12 protein-coding genes are annotated in these 15,613 nt (G+C 31.3%); 5 read left to right on the forward strand and 7 right to left on the reverse strand.

Translation table 11 applies throughout. The features are described 5' to 3' along the window. Positions 1 to 3: 3 nt before the first annotated feature. From dba to AJ936_RS07170, 5 genes are all read right to left on the reverse strand, one after another. Entirely contained in the window at positions 4 to 171 is a 168-nt protein-coding gene (dba, locus tag AJ936_RS07150; RefSeq protein WP_002779270.1) for a disulfide bond formation protein Dba, read from the reverse strand. 106 nt (positions 172 to 277) lie between these two features. Further along, entirely contained in the window at positions 278 to 2,056 is a 1,779-nt protein-coding gene (locus AJ936_RS07155; protein WP_070274255.1) for a methyl-accepting chemotaxis protein, read from the reverse strand. Then, positions 2,046 to 2,960 (reverse strand): cytochrome-c peroxidase, encoded by a 915-nt coding sequence (locus tag AJ936_RS07160; protein WP_070233442.1) that lies wholly within the window; start codon positions 2,958 to 2,960, stop codon positions 2,046 to 2,048. The genes AJ936_RS07155 and AJ936_RS07160 overlap by 11 nt, the downstream gene beginning before the upstream one ends. A gap of 87 nt (positions 2,961 to 3,047) precedes the next feature. Beyond that, positions 3,048 to 3,920 carry a fumarylacetoacetate hydrolase family protein gene (locus tag AJ936_RS07165; RefSeq protein ID WP_053872890.1) on the reverse strand — a complete coding sequence of 291 codons (873 nt, stop codon included), beginning with the start codon at positions 3,918 to 3,920 and terminating at the stop codon, positions 3,048 to 3,050. A 111-nt stretch (positions 3,921 to 4,031) separates the two neighbouring features. Continuing rightward, entirely contained in the window at positions 4,032 to 4,934 is a 903-nt protein-coding gene (locus tag AJ936_RS07170) for an RluA family pseudouridine synthase (RefSeq protein ID WP_052859117.1), read from the reverse strand. A 77-nt stretch (positions 4,935 to 5,011) separates the two neighbouring features. On the opposite strand from AJ936_RS07170, the gene purB reads away from it, so the two are divergent. Both purB and AJ936_RS07180 read left to right on the forward strand, forming a co-directional pair. After that, complete coding sequence (purB, locus tag AJ936_RS07175) at positions 5,012 to 6,340, forward strand: adenylosuccinate lyase (protein WP_070261427.1); 1,329 nt, start codon at positions 5,012 to 5,014, stop codon at positions 6,338 to 6,340. A gap of 15 nt (positions 6,341 to 6,355) precedes the next feature. Continuing rightward, positions 6,356 to 8,725 carry a ribonucleoside-diphosphate reductase subunit alpha gene (locus tag AJ936_RS07180; protein WP_002860869.1) on the forward strand — a complete coding sequence of 790 codons (2,370 nt, stop codon included), beginning with the start codon at positions 6,356 to 6,358 and terminating at the stop codon, positions 8,723 to 8,725. A gap of 38 nt (positions 8,726 to 8,763) precedes the next feature. Here AJ936_RS07180 and AJ936_RS07185 read toward each other — a convergent pair whose 3' ends face one another. Continuing rightward, on the reverse strand, positions 8,764 to 10,149 hold the full coding sequence (locus AJ936_RS07185; protein ID WP_070209966.1) for a cation:dicarboxylate symporter family transporter: 1,386 nt from the start codon (positions 10,147 to 10,149) through the stop codon (positions 8,764 to 8,766). A gap of 119 nt (positions 10,150 to 10,268) precedes the next feature. Continuing rightward, entirely contained in the window at positions 10,269 to 10,892 is a 624-nt protein-coding gene (gene thyX, locus AJ936_RS07190) for an FAD-dependent thymidylate synthase (RefSeq protein WP_002871158.1), read from the reverse strand. Positions 10,893 to 11,011: 119 nt separating this feature from the next. Here thyX and AJ936_RS07195 point away from each other — a divergent pair, with 119 nt between their 5' ends. From AJ936_RS07195 to AJ936_RS07205, 3 genes are all read left to right on the forward strand, one after another. Further along, positions 11,012 to 12,643: a CTP synthase gene (locus AJ936_RS07195; RefSeq protein WP_070209967.1), complete on the forward strand. Its 1,632-nt coding sequence runs from the start codon at positions 11,012 to 11,014 to the stop codon at positions 12,641 to 12,643. After that, a complete protein-coding gene (recJ, locus tag AJ936_RS07200; RefSeq protein ID WP_070209968.1) occupies positions 12,630 to 14,201 on the forward strand; it encodes a single-stranded-DNA-specific exonuclease RecJ in 1,572 nt (523 codons plus the stop codon). Before AJ936_RS07195 ends, recJ begins: the two co-directional genes overlap by 14 nt. Positions 14,202 to 14,286: 85 nt before the next feature. Then, positions 14,287 to 15,333, forward strand: a complete 1,047-nt coding sequence (locus AJ936_RS07205; RefSeq protein ID WP_079396326.1) for a type II asparaginase — start codon at positions 14,287 to 14,289, stop codon at positions 15,331 to 15,333. Positions 15,334 to 15,613 lie beyond the last annotated feature (280 nt).

A 15,613-nucleotide genomic window follows, 5' to 3' on the forward strand; every position in this document is an offset into this window, starting at 1 on the left:
TCCTTACAGATTCATTATTGTTAATAGTGCGCCTGTTTTGTGGCCAACATAGAAAAAAACCATTAAAAGCCAAGCTACCATTACCAAACCAAAAGCCAAATTTTCTTTTTCTGGTTTTTTGATAATCAGTATCAAGGCGATTAAAACTAATAAAAGTTCAAGAAACTCCATAGTATCTCCTTATGAAATAAAAACTGTTAATTTTACTTTAAAAACATAAATTAAAGATAAATTTTTTATTAAAATTTCGTGTTAATTTAAATTAACACGAAAAAAGTTACTGAAAGCTACTTAATTTTTCAGAGAGTTTAGACGCACCATTTAGAACATTTTGAGAGATGTTATTGATTTCGGATGATAAATCTTTAACAGAATTTGCAAGTTCGTTAACCTTGTCTATGCTTGTTCCTAGGATAAGCATTTTATCTTTTACTTCCATGCTTTTATCTTTCATGGTTTGGGTTGATTCTATAGAGCTTTCTAGTTTATGCATAGAATTTACAAGTTCTTGTTGCAAATCATTGGTTTTTAAAGAGGTTTCTTTCATAGAATCATGGATAAGATCCATTAAGGCTTTGTTGTCATTGATTTGTTGGACTATAGCATTAACAGTAGCATTTATATTTAAAAGAGATTTACTTGTTTTATCGGCAAGTTGACCTACTTCATCAGCAACAACTGCAAAACCCCGTCCATGTTCGCCCGCTCTTGCAGCTTCAATAGCTGCATTCAAGGCAAGTAAATTGGTTTGATCGGCTATATCTCTAATAGAACTTGTAATTTCTATGATATTATCTGCACTTTGAGTTAGATTATCCATATTGGCTACTATATTTTGCTCTTTTTCATTATTTTCATTTATTAAATTTATAAGTTCAGATAGAGTAAGTTCTACCTTATCCATCAGTATGTGCATATCTTGCATATTTTCTATGCTTTCTTGCGCTAAATTTCCCGCAAGATTGATATGATCATCTAAGACATAGGTGATTTCTTTAACACCTTGAATTTGTTCATGTTGTGAATTAGAACTGTTTTCAAGCATCATAGAGTTGTTTTTGAGCTTTTGTGAATTTTGATGACTTGATTTAGCATTTTCTATGGCTTCTATGATTGAGTTTTGAACGGTGGATATAAATGAATTAATATATTGAGCACTTTGTCCAAGTTCGCTTTTTGGATCTATATTTAAACGAGAGTGTAGATTGGCTTCTTTACTAGCTAAATTAGCGCTTAGTTTTTCTAAAGTATGAATTGGCATGATGACTTTTTTTAGTGTTAATAAAATAAAAAATACAAATAATACAAGAGTGATTCCAAACACTATTAAAGCGATATAAAATTTAAATAAATTGGATTGTTCTATAGTATTTTGGGTGAAAGTGTTAAGTTGTTTTAACTCTTTCATGAGAGAATTATTCTCATAAATAGAAGAATTATCTTGCATAATAGAAATCTGTTTTACAATCATTTTATAGTGTTTTAGAAAAAGTTGTAAATTTTCACTTTTTGTATCGTTTTTGATTTCTTTCATAAGATTGTTGAGTTGATTGAGTGTTGTTTTTTGTAAAATACTTTCAGTTGAAAGAACGCTTAACATAGAACTCATTGTTCTATAGTTGTTTTTATTTGTTTCATGGTTTTGTTCTAATTCTTCAAAATAATTTTTAGCCAATTCAAACAAATAAAGTTTTGAATTTACCGCTATGGAATTTGCGGATTTGAAATAATTAAGCTGGATTAGTTTGGCATTAAAAATTTCTTCCGCTTTGCTTATATCAATCCCAAAAGTTTTAAGTTTTTTAAAGTTTTCTTGCATTTTTTTTATTGCTTGAACACTTGGATCATAGTTAATAAAATTAAAACTATTTTGAAAAACGGAATTGATTTTTTCATCTGAAATTTGTAGCTGCTGAACTATGTTTATTAAGTCTTTATTATCTTTAGATGAGGAGTAGTTGTTAAAAATAATACCTAGCAAAACAAGAATAAAAGCTAAAACTAGTGTAGATAAAATAATAAATTTTATCAAAAATGAACTTTTTTTATTTGTCATGATATTCTCCTGTCAAGCTTTCTAGGAATGCAACTATATTATCAACTGTTTTTTGATCTAAAAATTTTCCTAATTGATAGTAAGCCATAAATTGAACACAAGCATCTAAAGTAGGTATAGAACCATCATGAAAATAAGGCGCGGTTTTGGCTATATTTCTTAAACTAGGAACCTTAAATATCATTTTATCAGCTTCTCTTTTTGTGATTTCATAGCGTCCTAAATCTTCTTGATTTGGGTATTCTTCAAAAATACCGATTTTTTGAAACATATTTCCACCTATATTTTGACCTTGATGACAAGAAATGCAGCCATTAGCTTTAAAATCTTCATAACCTTTTTTAGCTTGAGCTGAAATAGCATTTTGATCTCCGCTAAGATAGCGATCAAAAGGAGAATTTGGAGTGATTAAGGTTTTTTCAAATTCTGCAACTGCAAGAGCTATGTTTTCTACCGTAACTTCTCCATAAAGTTTTTTAAAAGTTTTTACGTAATCTTCATTAGAATTAACTTTTTGTAAGAGAAGTTCAGGACTTAGTCCCATTTCTTTTGGATTAAAAAAAGGCACTTTTGCTTGTTCTGCTAAATCTTTGGCTCTACCATTCCAAAATTGCACAAAATTAAATACAGAGTTAAAGGTTGTGGGAGTGTTAAAAGGTTTATCAAGTTGATTATCGGTTCCTATTGAAAATTCAAGTCCATCAACGCCGTGTTGATCAAGCCTATGGCAGGTATTACATGAAACTTTTCCATCTTTGGATAAGCTTTTATCCATATAAAGACTTTTTCCAAGCTTAGCTTTTTCTTTATCATAAGGGATGGAATTTGGAATAGGGGTTATCATATCTACTGCAAAGACTATATTTGCATAAGATAAACATAAAATTATTATTATTTTTTTCATAATAAATTTCTACCTTAAGTTTAAATTTCTCAGAATGTCATTATACTTTAATTTTGGTAAATTGTTTAATATATTGATATTTTTTATTTAATGTTTTTTTATTTTATTGCAAAGTTCTCCTAAATTTTCTATGACACAACGTACTTTATCTCCTGATTTTAAAAAAGTAGGTGGATTTAACCCCATGCCCACTCCACTAGGAGTTCCCATAGATATAATACTTCCAGCTTTTAAAAGCATGCCTGTGCTAAGTTCTTCTAAGACATAAGCAATATCAAAAATAAACAATTGGGTATTAGAGTTTTGGCGCAGTTCATCATTGACATAGCTTTGAAGTTGGAGTTTAGGAGGATAAGAAATTTCATCTACGCTTGTGATATAAGGTCCCATTATAGTGCTACCTTCAAGACTTTTTGCTCGGTAGAATTGTTTGTGGCGTTTTTGAAGTTCGCGAGCTGAAATTTCATTGATAATAGTATAGCCAAAGATATAATTTTTTGCATCTTTAGCTTTGATTTTATAAGCATCTTTACTTAAAATAAATGCAAGCTCACATTCATAATCAAGCTGAGAAGTTACATCTGCATGTAAAGGTATATCGCCAAAAGGTGGCGTAGCTTGATTGCAGCGTTTTCCAAAATATACAGGATATTCTCTTTCTTCAAATTTTTCACCCTTAAATTTGGCAGATTCTTTGGCATGATCTAAAAAATTAATCCCAAGACATATAATATCTTGACGAGGTTCTATAATAGGGGCTAGATAATTTTCTTTTGGAATTTCATAGGCTATTTTAGAATCCAAGTCTGTAAGCTTGTGTTTAAATTTATCAAAATAGATAATAAATTCATTCATATCGTTAGTTTCAATGCCAAGATCAGCAAAACTTACAATTTTTCCACTAGAATTTAGTACTCCTAGATTGGGTTTTTGATCCTGTATAAAATTAACAAATTTCATTAGAAAATCTCGCTTTTTTATTTAATTATACTTAAAGTTTTAGCAAGAATTATTTTTTTGTTTTAAAATTTGGTAAAAAAGTGATTGATTGTAGCGTAGTGAAACATCATTTTATTTTATGGAATTGTTGAAAATTTCTTTTATGTTTATTTTTGAGTTGATATCAAAATTTTGATTTTTATATTGAAATTTCAAACGATAAGAATGCAAACACAAACGCAAGGCACCTGTAAGTTTTAAGCGTTCTTTAGGATTTAATTTTTCATCTAAAATGCTTTCGATTTGTTCTTTGCTAAGCCCATAAAGCGGATCTCCTAAAATAGTATGGTTTTTATAGTGCAAATGCACTCTTATTTGGTGTTGCCTGCCTGTTAAGGGTTTGCAAAGTAAAAGAGTAGCGTTGATTTTAGGAAAGTATTCTAAAATTTCAAATTCAGTGATAGCCTGTTTTCCTTCTTTGCAAATTTGCATTCTTGTTTTTACATCATCGTAGTTTTTAGTTAAATTTATAGCTTTATCAACTATAAAATTTTCTTCTATTTTTCCATGAGCTAGAGCAAGGTATTCTTTTTGAACTAGTTTTTTTTCAAATAAGCTTTTAAGATCAATTTGTGCTTTTTTATTTTTGGCTATAAGTATAAGTCCGCTCGTTTCTTTATCGAGCCTGTGTGTTACGCAAGCTTCTTTTCCCCAAAGATGCCAAATTTCATCACTAAGACTGTATTTGCAATGTCTACCATTTGGATGGCTTAAGATCCCACTTTCTTTTTCAAGTATGGCAAAGTCTTCATTTTCAAAGACAATTTCTACTCCTTTGGGGTTGTTTTCATAGACTATAAGCTCTACTAAACCATTTAAAATTTTATTCTTTTCTTCTACTAAAATTCCATCACAAAAAAGTCTTTTTTTGTCTATGAGTTTTTGTGCTTCATTTATGCTAATTTTTAAATTTTCCATAAGGACTTGAAACGCCTTTTTTCCATTATTTGAGAGTTTTATTTTTATGTAGGCCATTTAATAACTTTCTTAGGATAATTTGATATAATTTCCGTTTTTTAAAATATAAAATTATAGCTAAAAAGGTTTCAAAGATGGTTGAAAGATATAGCAGAGAAATCATGGCTAAAAAATGGGACATGCAAGCAAAATATGATGCGTGGTTAAAAGTAGAATTAGCTGCTGTAAAAGCTTGGAATAAACTCGGTCTCATTAATGACACAGACTGCGAAAAAATTCTTAAAAATGCAAAATTTGATTTTGCAAGAATAGACGAAATAGAAAAAACCACAAAACACGATGTTATCGCTTTTCTTACAAGTGTAAGTGAAAGTTTGGGAGAAGAGAGTCGTTTTGTGCATTATGCAATGACAAGTTCTGATTGTATAGATACAGCTGTTGCTTTACAGATAAAAGAGAGTTTGGAGCTTATTTTAGAAGATGTTTCTTTGCTTTTAGAAGTGATCAAAAAGCGTGCTTTGGAGCATAAAAACACCTTAATGGTAGGAAGAAGTCATGGAATTCATGGAGAGCCTATCACTTTTGGTTTGGTGTTAGCTATTTGGTATGATGAAATTTTGCATGCAAAAGAGCTTTTAGAACATGCAAAAGAAGTGATAAGCTATGGAAAAATCAGCGGTGCAATGGGAAATTTTGCTCATGCACCTTTGGAATTTGAAGAAGAAGTTTGTAAAAATTTAGGTCTTAAAGCCGCTCCTGTTTCAAATCAGGTGATTCAAAGAGATCGTTACGCTCAAGTTATTTCTGCTATTGCGATTTTAGCTTCAAGTTGTGAGCAAATCGCTGTAGCCATAAGACATTTTCAAAGAACTGAAGTTTATGAGGCTGAAGAGTATTTTAGTGTAGGACAAAAGGGAAGTTCAGCTATGCCACATAAAAGAAATCCCGTTTTAAGTGAAAATATCACAGGGCTTTGTCGTGTGCTTAGATCTTTTGTAACTCCAGCTTTAGAAAATGTTGCACTTTGGCATGAAAGAGATATATCTCATTCTAGTGTCGAAAGATTTATTTTGCCTGATGCTTTTATCACGGCTGATTTTATGCTTATGCGTCTTACAAATTTGATTGATAAGCTTTTGGTTTATCCTGAAAATATGATGAAAAATTTAAATCTTACAGGCGGGCTTGTATTTTCAGGGAGGGTGCTTTTAGAGCTTCCATTTAAAGGCATTAGTCGCGAAGAAGCTTATAAAATAGTTCAAAGAAATGCTATGAAAGTTTGGGCGGATTTGCAAAATGGCAAGGCTGCTATCAATGAAAAAAATGAAAGTTTGTTTTTGTTGGCGCTTTTAAGCGATGAGGATTTAAGAAAAAGTTTGAGCGAAGAGGATATAAGAAAATGTTTCGATTATAACTACTATACAAAAAATGTTGATGCAATTTTTAAAAGAACATTTAAATAAAAAGCAAGGAAGGCAATGAAAGTTATTAAAAGAAATGGTCGTACAGAAGAATTGGATATTTCTAAGATCAAAAAATGTACCTCTGATGCTGTAAAAGATTTAGAAGGTGTGAATTTAAGCGAACTTGAACTCGATGCAAAGATTCAATTTCGTGATGGAATTTCAACTGAAGAAATTCAAAAAACTTTAATTAAAACTGCAGTAGATAAAATAGATATTGATTGTCCAAATTGGACCTTTGTTGCAGCTAGACTTTTTTTATTTGATTTATATAAAAAAGTTAATGGTATGAATCGCTATAATCATTTGCGTGAATATTTTGAAAAGGGTGAAAAAGAAGGAAGAATTTTACTTGGTCTTAAAGAAAAATATGATTTAGATGATTTAAATGCTTATATTAAACCTGAACGCGATATGCAATTTACTTATCTTGGTATTAAAACTTTATATGATAGATACTTGATTAAAGATAGCAAAGGTATGCCTATAGAGCTTCCTCAGCAAATGTTTATGGCTATTGCGATGTTTTTAGCACAGAATGAATTTAATCCTCAAGAATGGGCGAAGAAATTTTACGATCTTATTTCTAAATTTGAACTCATGCTTGCAACTCCGACTTTATCTAATGCAAGAACAACGCGCCATCAGCTTAGTTCTTGTTATATAGGTTCAACTCCTGATAATATTGAAGGTATTTTTGATTCTTACCAAGAAATGGCTTTGCTTTCTAAATTTGGTGGCGGTATAGGTTGGGATTGGTCTAAAGTGCGTGCTATGGGTGGAAGCATAGATGGACATAAAAACGCTGCAGGAGGGATTATACCTTTCTTGAAAATTACTAATGATATTGCCGTGGCAGTAGATCAACTAGGAACCAGAAAAGGAGCTATAGCTGTTTATATAGAACCTTGGCACATGGATATAAGTGATTTTATTGATTTGCGTAAAAATTCAGGTGAAGAAAGACGCCGTGCTCATGAACTTTTCCCTGCTTTATGGATCAATGATCTTTTTATGAAGAGAGTAAGAGCTAATGATAAATGGACTCTTTTTGATCCTGCAGATACAGCGGATTTGTGTGATTTATATGGCGAGGCTTTTGAAAAACGCTATGAAGAATATGAAAAAGATGAAAGCATTACCAAAGAAATCGTAGAAGCTAAAGAGCTTTGGAAGAAAATTTTGCTAAATTATTTTGAAACAGGCTTGCCATTTTTATGTTTTAAGGATAGTGCTAATAGAGCAAATCCAAATGCTCATGTAGGAATTATTAGAAGTTCAAATTTATGTACTGAAATTTTTCAAAATACCGAGCCAAATTATTATCAAATTAAAGTAGTTTTTGAAAATGGAGATGAGCTTCATTTTGATGAAGAGCAAAAGGTTGTGATCGATGGGGGATATGAAAAACCAGCCAAAAAAATATCAACTTTAGATAGCATTGATGGTAATAAAGTTTATATAGTGGAAAAATATAAAAATGATGGAAAAACAGCCGTTTGTAATTTAGCAAGTATAAATCTTAGCAAAGTGTATACTAAAGAAGATATAGAGCGTGTTGTGCCAACGGCTATTCGTATGCTTGATAATGTAATTGATTTAAATTTTTATCCTCATAGAAAAGTAAAAGATACAAATTTAAAATCTCGCGCCATAGGTCTTGGAGTCATGGGTGAGGCACAAATGCTTGCTGAGGCTAAGATTCATTGGGGAAGTGATGAGCATTTAAATAAAATCGATGAAATCATGGAGCAAATTAGCTTTGAGGCTATTAATGCGAGTTCAAATTTAGCTCTTGAAAAAGGTTCTTATGAAGATTTTGAAGGATCAAACTGGAGCAAGGGGATTTTTCCTATTGATGTAGCAAGTCCTAAGGCTAAAGCTTTAACTTTAAGAGAAGGTTTATTTGATCAAAGTGAATGCGATTGGGTTAAACTTAGAGAAAAAGTTAAAAAAGATGGTATGAGAAATGGTTATTTGATGGCCATTGCGCCTACTTCTTCTATTTCTATCTTGGTGGGTACTACGCAGACTATAGAACCTGTTTATAAAAGAAAGTGGTTTGAACAAAATTTAAGTGGTATGATACCTGTTGTTGTGCCAAATTTAAGCCTTGATACTTGGCAATACTATACTCCAGCCTACGAACTTGATCAAAAAATTCTTGTAAAGGCTGCTGCTGTGCGTGGTAAGTGGATCGATCAAGGGCAGAGTTTAAATATCTTTTTGTCACTCGATAAAGCAAGTGGGGGATATTTAAATGAAATTTATCAACTCGCTTGGGAGCTTGGAGTAAAATCTACTTATTATTTAAGAAGTGAAAGCCCTGATAGTGAAAAAGTCAATGTTGCAGATCGTAGCATAGAATGTGAAGGTTGCCAATAAATACTAAAACCCAATGAAAAGCATTGGGTTTTAAAAGATTAAGAATTGTAAATTTCTTTATCTAGAGCTTTTAGATTTTTTGCAGTACAAAGTGCCGAAGTCATAGCTCCTGAGACATTGCTTGCTGTTCTTGCCATATCTATAATAGGATCTATGGCTAAAATCAAACTTAGCATGACAAAATTATTACCAAATCCAATCCCTGCTAGCATAATAGAAGCTGCCATAGTTGCACTTCCAGGTACTCCAGCTATACCCAAGGATCCAATAACAGCTACCAAAACTATCATTAAAGCAAATGTAAAATCAATATGTGTATGTGTAGCAAAAGCTACAAAAACTGCCGCTAAAGCTGGAAAATATCCCGCACAACCATTAAGTCCTGTTGTTGTACCTATAGATGCTACAAAATTAGCTATAGCTGAATTAACTCCAAATTTATTTTGCAAAGTTGAAGTGGTCATAGGCAAAGTGCCCAAAGAAGATCTTGAGCTAAATGCAAATAACCATACAGGAAATGCTTTTTTTGCATATTTTATAGGGTTTAGCCCTTGTGAAGCAAGAAGTAAAAAATGCACCCCGAACATCATAAACATAGCTATATAAATAAGCATTATAAAAAGTCCAGCTGTTTTGATAGCTTCAAAACCATTGCTTAAAAGCACATTAGCCATCATACAAACTACAGCATAAGGCATAAATCTAATAACTGTAGCAGTCATGTTCATCATAATATTATAAAAGGTTAGGATAAAATTATGAAAACTTTTAAAGGCTTGTTCATACTCTTCTTTTGTAGAAATTTTTTTAGCACTAATTCCTATAAAAAAAGAAAAAATGACAATAGCTATAATATTTTCTTTATTAATAGCTGTAATGATGTTGCTAGGTATTAGCCCTAGTATAATATTTGAAAAAGTTTGAATTTCGCAAATTTGTTTATCTCCTTCATGTATAGCAAAATTACTTCCTAAATCAAAACTATAACCTAAAAATATACCCAAGGTTGCAGCTATGGCTGTGCTAAAGAGTATCCAAAAAAGACTTATTCCAAGCAAGGAGGATATTTTGATATTTTTATCAATTTCTATAATTACTTTTATAATGCAAATGCTTACAAGGGGAACAACCAACATTTTTATAAAAGCTACAAAAACAGAACTTACAAATGCAAACCAATGTTTTGTTTCACTATACCAAAGAATATTACTTGCTTCTTTAGCATCTGGAAAATTTGCCAAATATTGCAAAGCAAAACCAAACCCCAAACCCATTAAAAGCGCAAATAGCATGCGAAGAGAAAAATTGATTTTTATATCCCGCATTTTTTTTAATGCGTAAAAAACAACACAAAGCATAGTAAGAGTAGTTATAGTATGAGCTTGTGAAATCATTAGAAAATCTTGAAAAAATTGTTTATCCATAAAAAGTCCTTATAAGAAACTATAATCAAGCACAAGGTATATGAAAATATACTTGCATAAAGCTTGATTTTATAAATGGTAGCATAAAAATATTTTAAATAAGATAAAATTAGTATGATTTATTCTATATCTTTATGTAGGCAATGTTCAAATATAAATTTGTGTTCTTGTGGTAAGGCTTCAAATAAAGCATTTGCTAAATTTCTAATCTCCCAAAGAGCTGATTTTGAACTACGCAAAGATATGAAATTTTGTAAACTTCTTGCATTAATTGTTAGTGTAAGTTCGGTTTTATAGCTTTCTGGTAAGCAGTATTTGGCTATATCTAGACTAATGCTTTTTTGTAAAATAGTGCGTAAATTTTCTAAGGCTTTAATGCTTGCGTTATCAACCTCTTCATTACCACAAAGCACAAGATAACGGCTTGCATTTTCAAAATCTCCTATTTTAAATTCAGCTTCATTGCGAAGTTCTTTTAAGGTATAACGTGTGCTTTTTACACTAGGGCTAGTGTGACGGTGTCTTGCAACTTCTTGCAAACAAGCTCTTGAAATTCCTTGTATATAAAAAGTATAGTTTAGATGTTCTAAGGTTGAAGCGTGTTTGAATTTATTGCCCACGCGATCGATAAGTTCTTTATCTTTTTCGCCACCGCAATCGCCTTTTTCAAAGCTTTGCCAACAAGTTCTTGTTGCATGAGAACAAATAGATAATGGAGTGTGAAAAAGTAAAGTGATTTGCATGCTTATTCCTTTTTTGATAAAAATATTTTTTATAATTCTTGCATTTTTTACTTAAAATTCTAATGAAATAAAAAGTTTTATCAAGCTATAATTAGATAAAAAAATAAGGCTTATTATCAATGAAACAAACAAAATATATTTTTGTAACAGGCGGAGTTTTAAGTTCTTTGGGTAAAGGGATAGCTGCTGCTTCTATCGCAACACTTTTAAAAAATTCAGGGCTTAAAGTGAGTATTTTAAAAGCTGATCCTTATATCAATGTCGATCCAGGCACCATGAGTCCTTTTGAGCATGGGGAAGTTTTTGTAACTGATGATGGAGCAGAAACGGATCTTGATTTGGGACATTATGAGCGTTTTTTGGATGAGAGTTTATCTCAAGATAATAACTTTACTACAGGACGCGTTTATCAAAGTGTGATTGAAAAAGAAAGGCGTGGAGAATATCTTGGCAAAACCATTCAAGTTATCCCTCATATAGTAGGAGAAATCAAAGATCGCATTAAAAAAGCAGGAGAAGGCAAAGATATACTCATCGTTGAAATAGGCGGAACTGTTGGGGATATAGAAGGCTTGCCTTTTTTAGAAGCTATTCGTGCTTTGCGTTTGGAAGTGGGTAAAAATAATGCTATGAATATTCATCTTACTCTAGTACCGTTTATCAAGGCTACAGGAGAATTAAAAACAAAGCCAACTCAACATAGTGTAGGCGAGTTAAGACGCATAGGCATTAGTCCTGATATGATTATTTGTCGTAGTGAAAAAGCTCTTGATAGAGATTTAAAAGATAAAATTGCTATTTCTTGTGGGGTGGAAAAAAATTGCGTGATAGAAAGTGTTGATGCGGCTAGTATTTATCAAATTCCACTTAATTTTTTAAAGCAAGATATTTTAAGCCCTATTGCTGAAATTTTGGATTTGAAAAATTTAAAACCTAACATGGAAAATTGGGACTCTTTGGTAAAAAGAGTTATAGCTCCAAGCAATGAAGTTAAAATCGCTTTTGTAGGCAAATATGTGGATTTAAAAGAAAGCTATAAAAGCCTTACTGAAGCTATTATACACGCAGGCGCAGCTCTAGATACTAAAGTGGAGTTAAAATGGGTAGATAGTGAAAAACTTGAAAATATGGAAAGTGCTGAAGTATTTAAAGATGTGAGTGGAATTTTAGTTGCTGGGGGATTTGGATATCGTGGTGTAGAAGGTAAGATAAAAGCCATTCAATACGCAAGAGAAAATAAAATTCCTTTTTTAGGAATTTGTTTAGGTATGCAGCTTACTTTGGTGGAAGTTGCTAGAAATGTATTAAAACTTAAAGATGCAAATTCAAGTGAATTTGATGAGAAATGCCAAAATCCTGTGGTTTATTTGATTGATGAATTTATGGATACAAATGGAGAAAAACAAATTCGTACTGCAAAAACTCCTTTAGGCGGAACTATGCGTTTAGGAGCTTATAAATGCGATATTAAGGAAAAATCCCTTTTGGCTAAGGTTTATAATGAAGCAAAAAGTGTAAAAGAACGCCACCGCCACCGTTATGAAGCAAATCCAAAATATAGAGCAGATTTTGAAAAACACGGTTTGATTGTAAGTGGTGAAAGCAAAGGATTGATCGAAGCAGTTGAGCTTAACTGTCATCCTTTTTTCTTGGCTGTGCAGTTTCATCCAGAATTTACATCAAGACTTGAGCATGTTAATCCTGTGATTTGCGGTTTTATCAAGGCAGCTATAAACTATGAAGATAATTAATAAAAATGAAATTAAAAAAATTTTGGCTTCACGCTTTGAAAAAGATTTGCATACCAAACTTTGTGATCTGCCTTTGCCATGCTGTTTAAAGGATGCATATAAAGCAGCTAATCGCATCAAAGAAGCTGTAGAAAAAAATGAGAAAGTCGCCATAGTAGGGGATTATGATGTTGATGGAATCATTTCTTGTGTTATTATGGCAGAATTTTTCGATGATATAGGTTTTGATTATATAGTAAGAATTCCAAATCGTTTTAAAGATGGATATGGATTAAATGCTGAGATTATCAACGAACTTGATGTAAATTTAATAATAACAGTAGATAATGGAATAGCTGCTATTGAAGCAGCCAAACTCTGCAAAGAAAAAAATATAGATTTGATTATCACTGATCATCATATGCCTCAAGATGTTTTGCCTGATGCTTTTGCCATTATCAATCCAAAGCAAAAAGATTGTGATTTTCCAGAAATTGAAATTTGTGGAGCTCAAGTGGCATGGTATTTGATAGCAGCTTTAAAAGAAGTTTGCAAGCTTAAATACGATATGAGTAAATTTTTAGAACTTTTGGCGATTGCAATTATTGCAGATATGATGGAGCTTAGAGATTTAAATCGTGCTTTAGTAAGGCGTGGTATAGATCATATTAACAAATCCAAAAGAGCTGCTTTTAGGGCTATTAAGCATTATTATCAAAAGGATAAATTTGCTCTTGATAATATAGGGTTTTTAATTGCTCCACTTATAAATAGCGCTGGAAGAATGGATGATGCAAGTATTTCTTATGAATTTTTACACACTAAAGATTTTAATAAAGCTTTAGAATATCTAGAGCAAATTGTTAGTTTTAATGAAAGTCGTAAAGATGAAGAAAAACAGCTTTTTGAAGATAGTTTAAATCAAATCGATGAAAACGATTCTTGTATTGTGGTATCGGGTTTAAATTGGCATGAAGGGGTTTTAGGGATTGTGGCAAGTCGTTTAGCTAAATATTTTAATAAACCTGCTTTTGTATTTTCTCAAAATGAAGAACACTTAAAAGGCAGTGCAAGAAGTGTTGGTAAGATTGATATTTTAGCTTTAATTTCTAAGACAAATTCTATATTAAGCAATTATGGTGGTCATAAAGGTGCTGCTGGAATCAGTTTAAACTCTGAAAATTTTGAACAATTTAAAAATAAAATCAAAAAAGAATGTTCGCAAATTTCTGAAAGTGAATTTTTGGATACGGATGAAATTTTAGGAATCTTAGAACCTAGCGAAATTGATTTTGAAATGCTTGAAATTTTAGAATCTTTTGAACCTTTTGGACATAAAAATCCACGACCTTTTTTTGTTTTAGAAAATCTTTGTGTAAAAAATAAAAAACTTCTAGGTAAAGATGAAAAACACTTAAAGCTTATTTTAACCAAGGAAAATAAAACCATAGAAGCTTTATTTTTTAATTTTGATAAAGAGCCAGAATTGAATCAAAATATTTCTTTGCTTGGAAGTATTTCTAAGAATGAATTTAGAGGATTAGTAACTCCACAATTTGTTATTAAAGAAATTTTATAAATTTTATAAAATTTTTATTTATTATTTATTAATATTATATAAGTTTCATTAATGAAACGAATTTTAACAAAATAAGGGGAGAAATGTGAAAAAGTTACTATTATGTGTATTAGTATTTTTATCTATAGGAGCATGTATGGCAGAAGCTAAACCAAAGATTGCTATTTTAGCAACAGGTGGAACTATAGCAGGTTCTATTGATAGTGCTGTTGCTACAACAGGTTATACAGCTGGGGTTGTTGGTGTAGATGTTTTAATCAAAGCGGTTCCACAAATTCAAGATTTAGCTAATATTAGTGGGGAACAAATAGCAAATATTGATAGTTCAAATATGCGTGATGAAATTTGGCTAAAGCTTGCTAAAGAAATCAATAAGCTTTTTGCTGAAGGGGTGGATGGTGTGGTTATAACTCATGGTACTGATACCATGGAAGAAACTGCTTATTTTCTAAATTTAACCATTAAAAGTGATAAGCCTGTAGTTTTAGTTGGCGCTATGCGTCCATCAACTGCTATAAGTGCAGATGGGCCAAAAAATCTTTACAATGCTGTAGCATTAGCTGCTGATAAAGAGTCTAAGGGCAAGGGTGTTATGGTAGCTATGAATGATAAAATTTTAAGTGCCAGAGGTGTAGTAAAAACCCATAGTTTAAATGTTGATGCTTTCTCTTCTCCTGATTTTGGGGATTTGGGTTATATAGTAGATGGTAAAGTCTTTTTCTATAATAATGTTACTAAAGCTCATGCAAAAAACGCTCCTTTTGATGTAAGCAAACTCACAAGTTTGCCAAAAGTAGATATTCTTTATAGCTATTCAAATGATGGTAGCGGTGTCGCTGCAAAAGCTCTATTTGAACATGGAACTAAGGGCATAGTTGTTGCAGGAAGTGGTGCAGGAAGTATACATGAAGATCAAAAAAATGTTTTAAAAGAGCTTATAAAAAAAGGACTTGATGTTGTTGTAAGTTCAAGGGTTGTAGCAGGTCGTGTTGCTGTGAGTGATTCAGATGAAAAATTAGGTTTTATTAGTGCTGAAGATTTGAATCCTCAAAAAGCAAGAGTTTTGCTTATGTTAGCGCTTACAAAAACAAGTGATCCTAAAAAAATTCAAGAGTATTTTTTAAAATATTAAAATTTTTTAAATATTTCTAAACTTAGGGAATTTATCTTCCCTAAGTCAAGCCTTTTAATCCTAATAATAGTATATTATATCTTGCATTTTTTATTATCATTAAAATATAGCCCCCATTTTTTAACCCACCAAATACTTATATAAATACTTACACAAATATTTATATTATTTAATCCCCTTTTAAGTTTAATTGGTTATACTTTCATTTCCTTTTTTGAAAAAAGGACTTAAAATCTTTTAAATTATAAAGTTTCACTAACTGAGTAGATTTTATAAATTA

This window comes from Campylobacter sp. BCW_6877, assembly GCF_001762445.1.
Lineage (GTDB): Bacteria > Campylobacterota > Campylobacteria > Campylobacterales > Campylobacteraceae > Campylobacter_D > Campylobacter_D jejuni.

Coding starts and splice junctions, on each gene's coding strand:
- dba (WP_002779270.1), bottom strand. CDS start 171: ATGGAGTTTCTTGAACTTTTATTAGTTTTAATCGCCTTGATACTGATT.
- AJ936_RS07155 (WP_070274255.1), bottom strand. CDS start 2,056: ATGACAAATAAAAAAAGTTCATTTTTGATAAAATTTATTATTTTATCT.
- AJ936_RS07160 (WP_070233442.1), bottom strand. CDS start 2,960: ATGAAAAAAATAATAATAATTTTATGTTTATCTTATGCAAATATAGTC.
- AJ936_RS07165 (WP_053872890.1), bottom strand. CDS start 3,920: ATGAAATTTGTTAATTTTATACAGGATCAAAAACCCAATCTAGGAGTA.
- AJ936_RS07170 (WP_052859117.1), bottom strand. CDS start 4,934: ATGGCCTACATAAAAATAAAACTCTCAAATAATGGAAAAAAGGCGTTT.
- purB (WP_070261427.1), top strand. CDS start 5,012: ATGGTTGAAAGATATAGCAGAGAAATCATGGCTAAAAAATGGGACATG.
- AJ936_RS07180 (WP_002860869.1), top strand. CDS start 6,356: ATGAAAGTTATTAAAAGAAATGGTCGTACAGAAGAATTGGATATTTCT.
- AJ936_RS07185 (WP_070209966.1), bottom strand. CDS start 10,149: ATGGATAAACAATTTTTTCAAGATTTTCTAATGATTTCACAAGCTCAT.
- thyX (WP_002871158.1), bottom strand. CDS start 10,892: ATGCAAATCACTTTACTTTTTCACACTCCATTATCTATTTGTTCTCAT.
- AJ936_RS07195 (WP_070209967.1), top strand. CDS start 11,012: ATGAAACAAACAAAATATATTTTTGTAACAGGCGGAGTTTTAAGTTCT.
- recJ (WP_070209968.1), top strand. CDS start 12,630: ATGAAGATAATTAATAAAAATGAAATTAAAAAAATTTTGGCTTCACGC.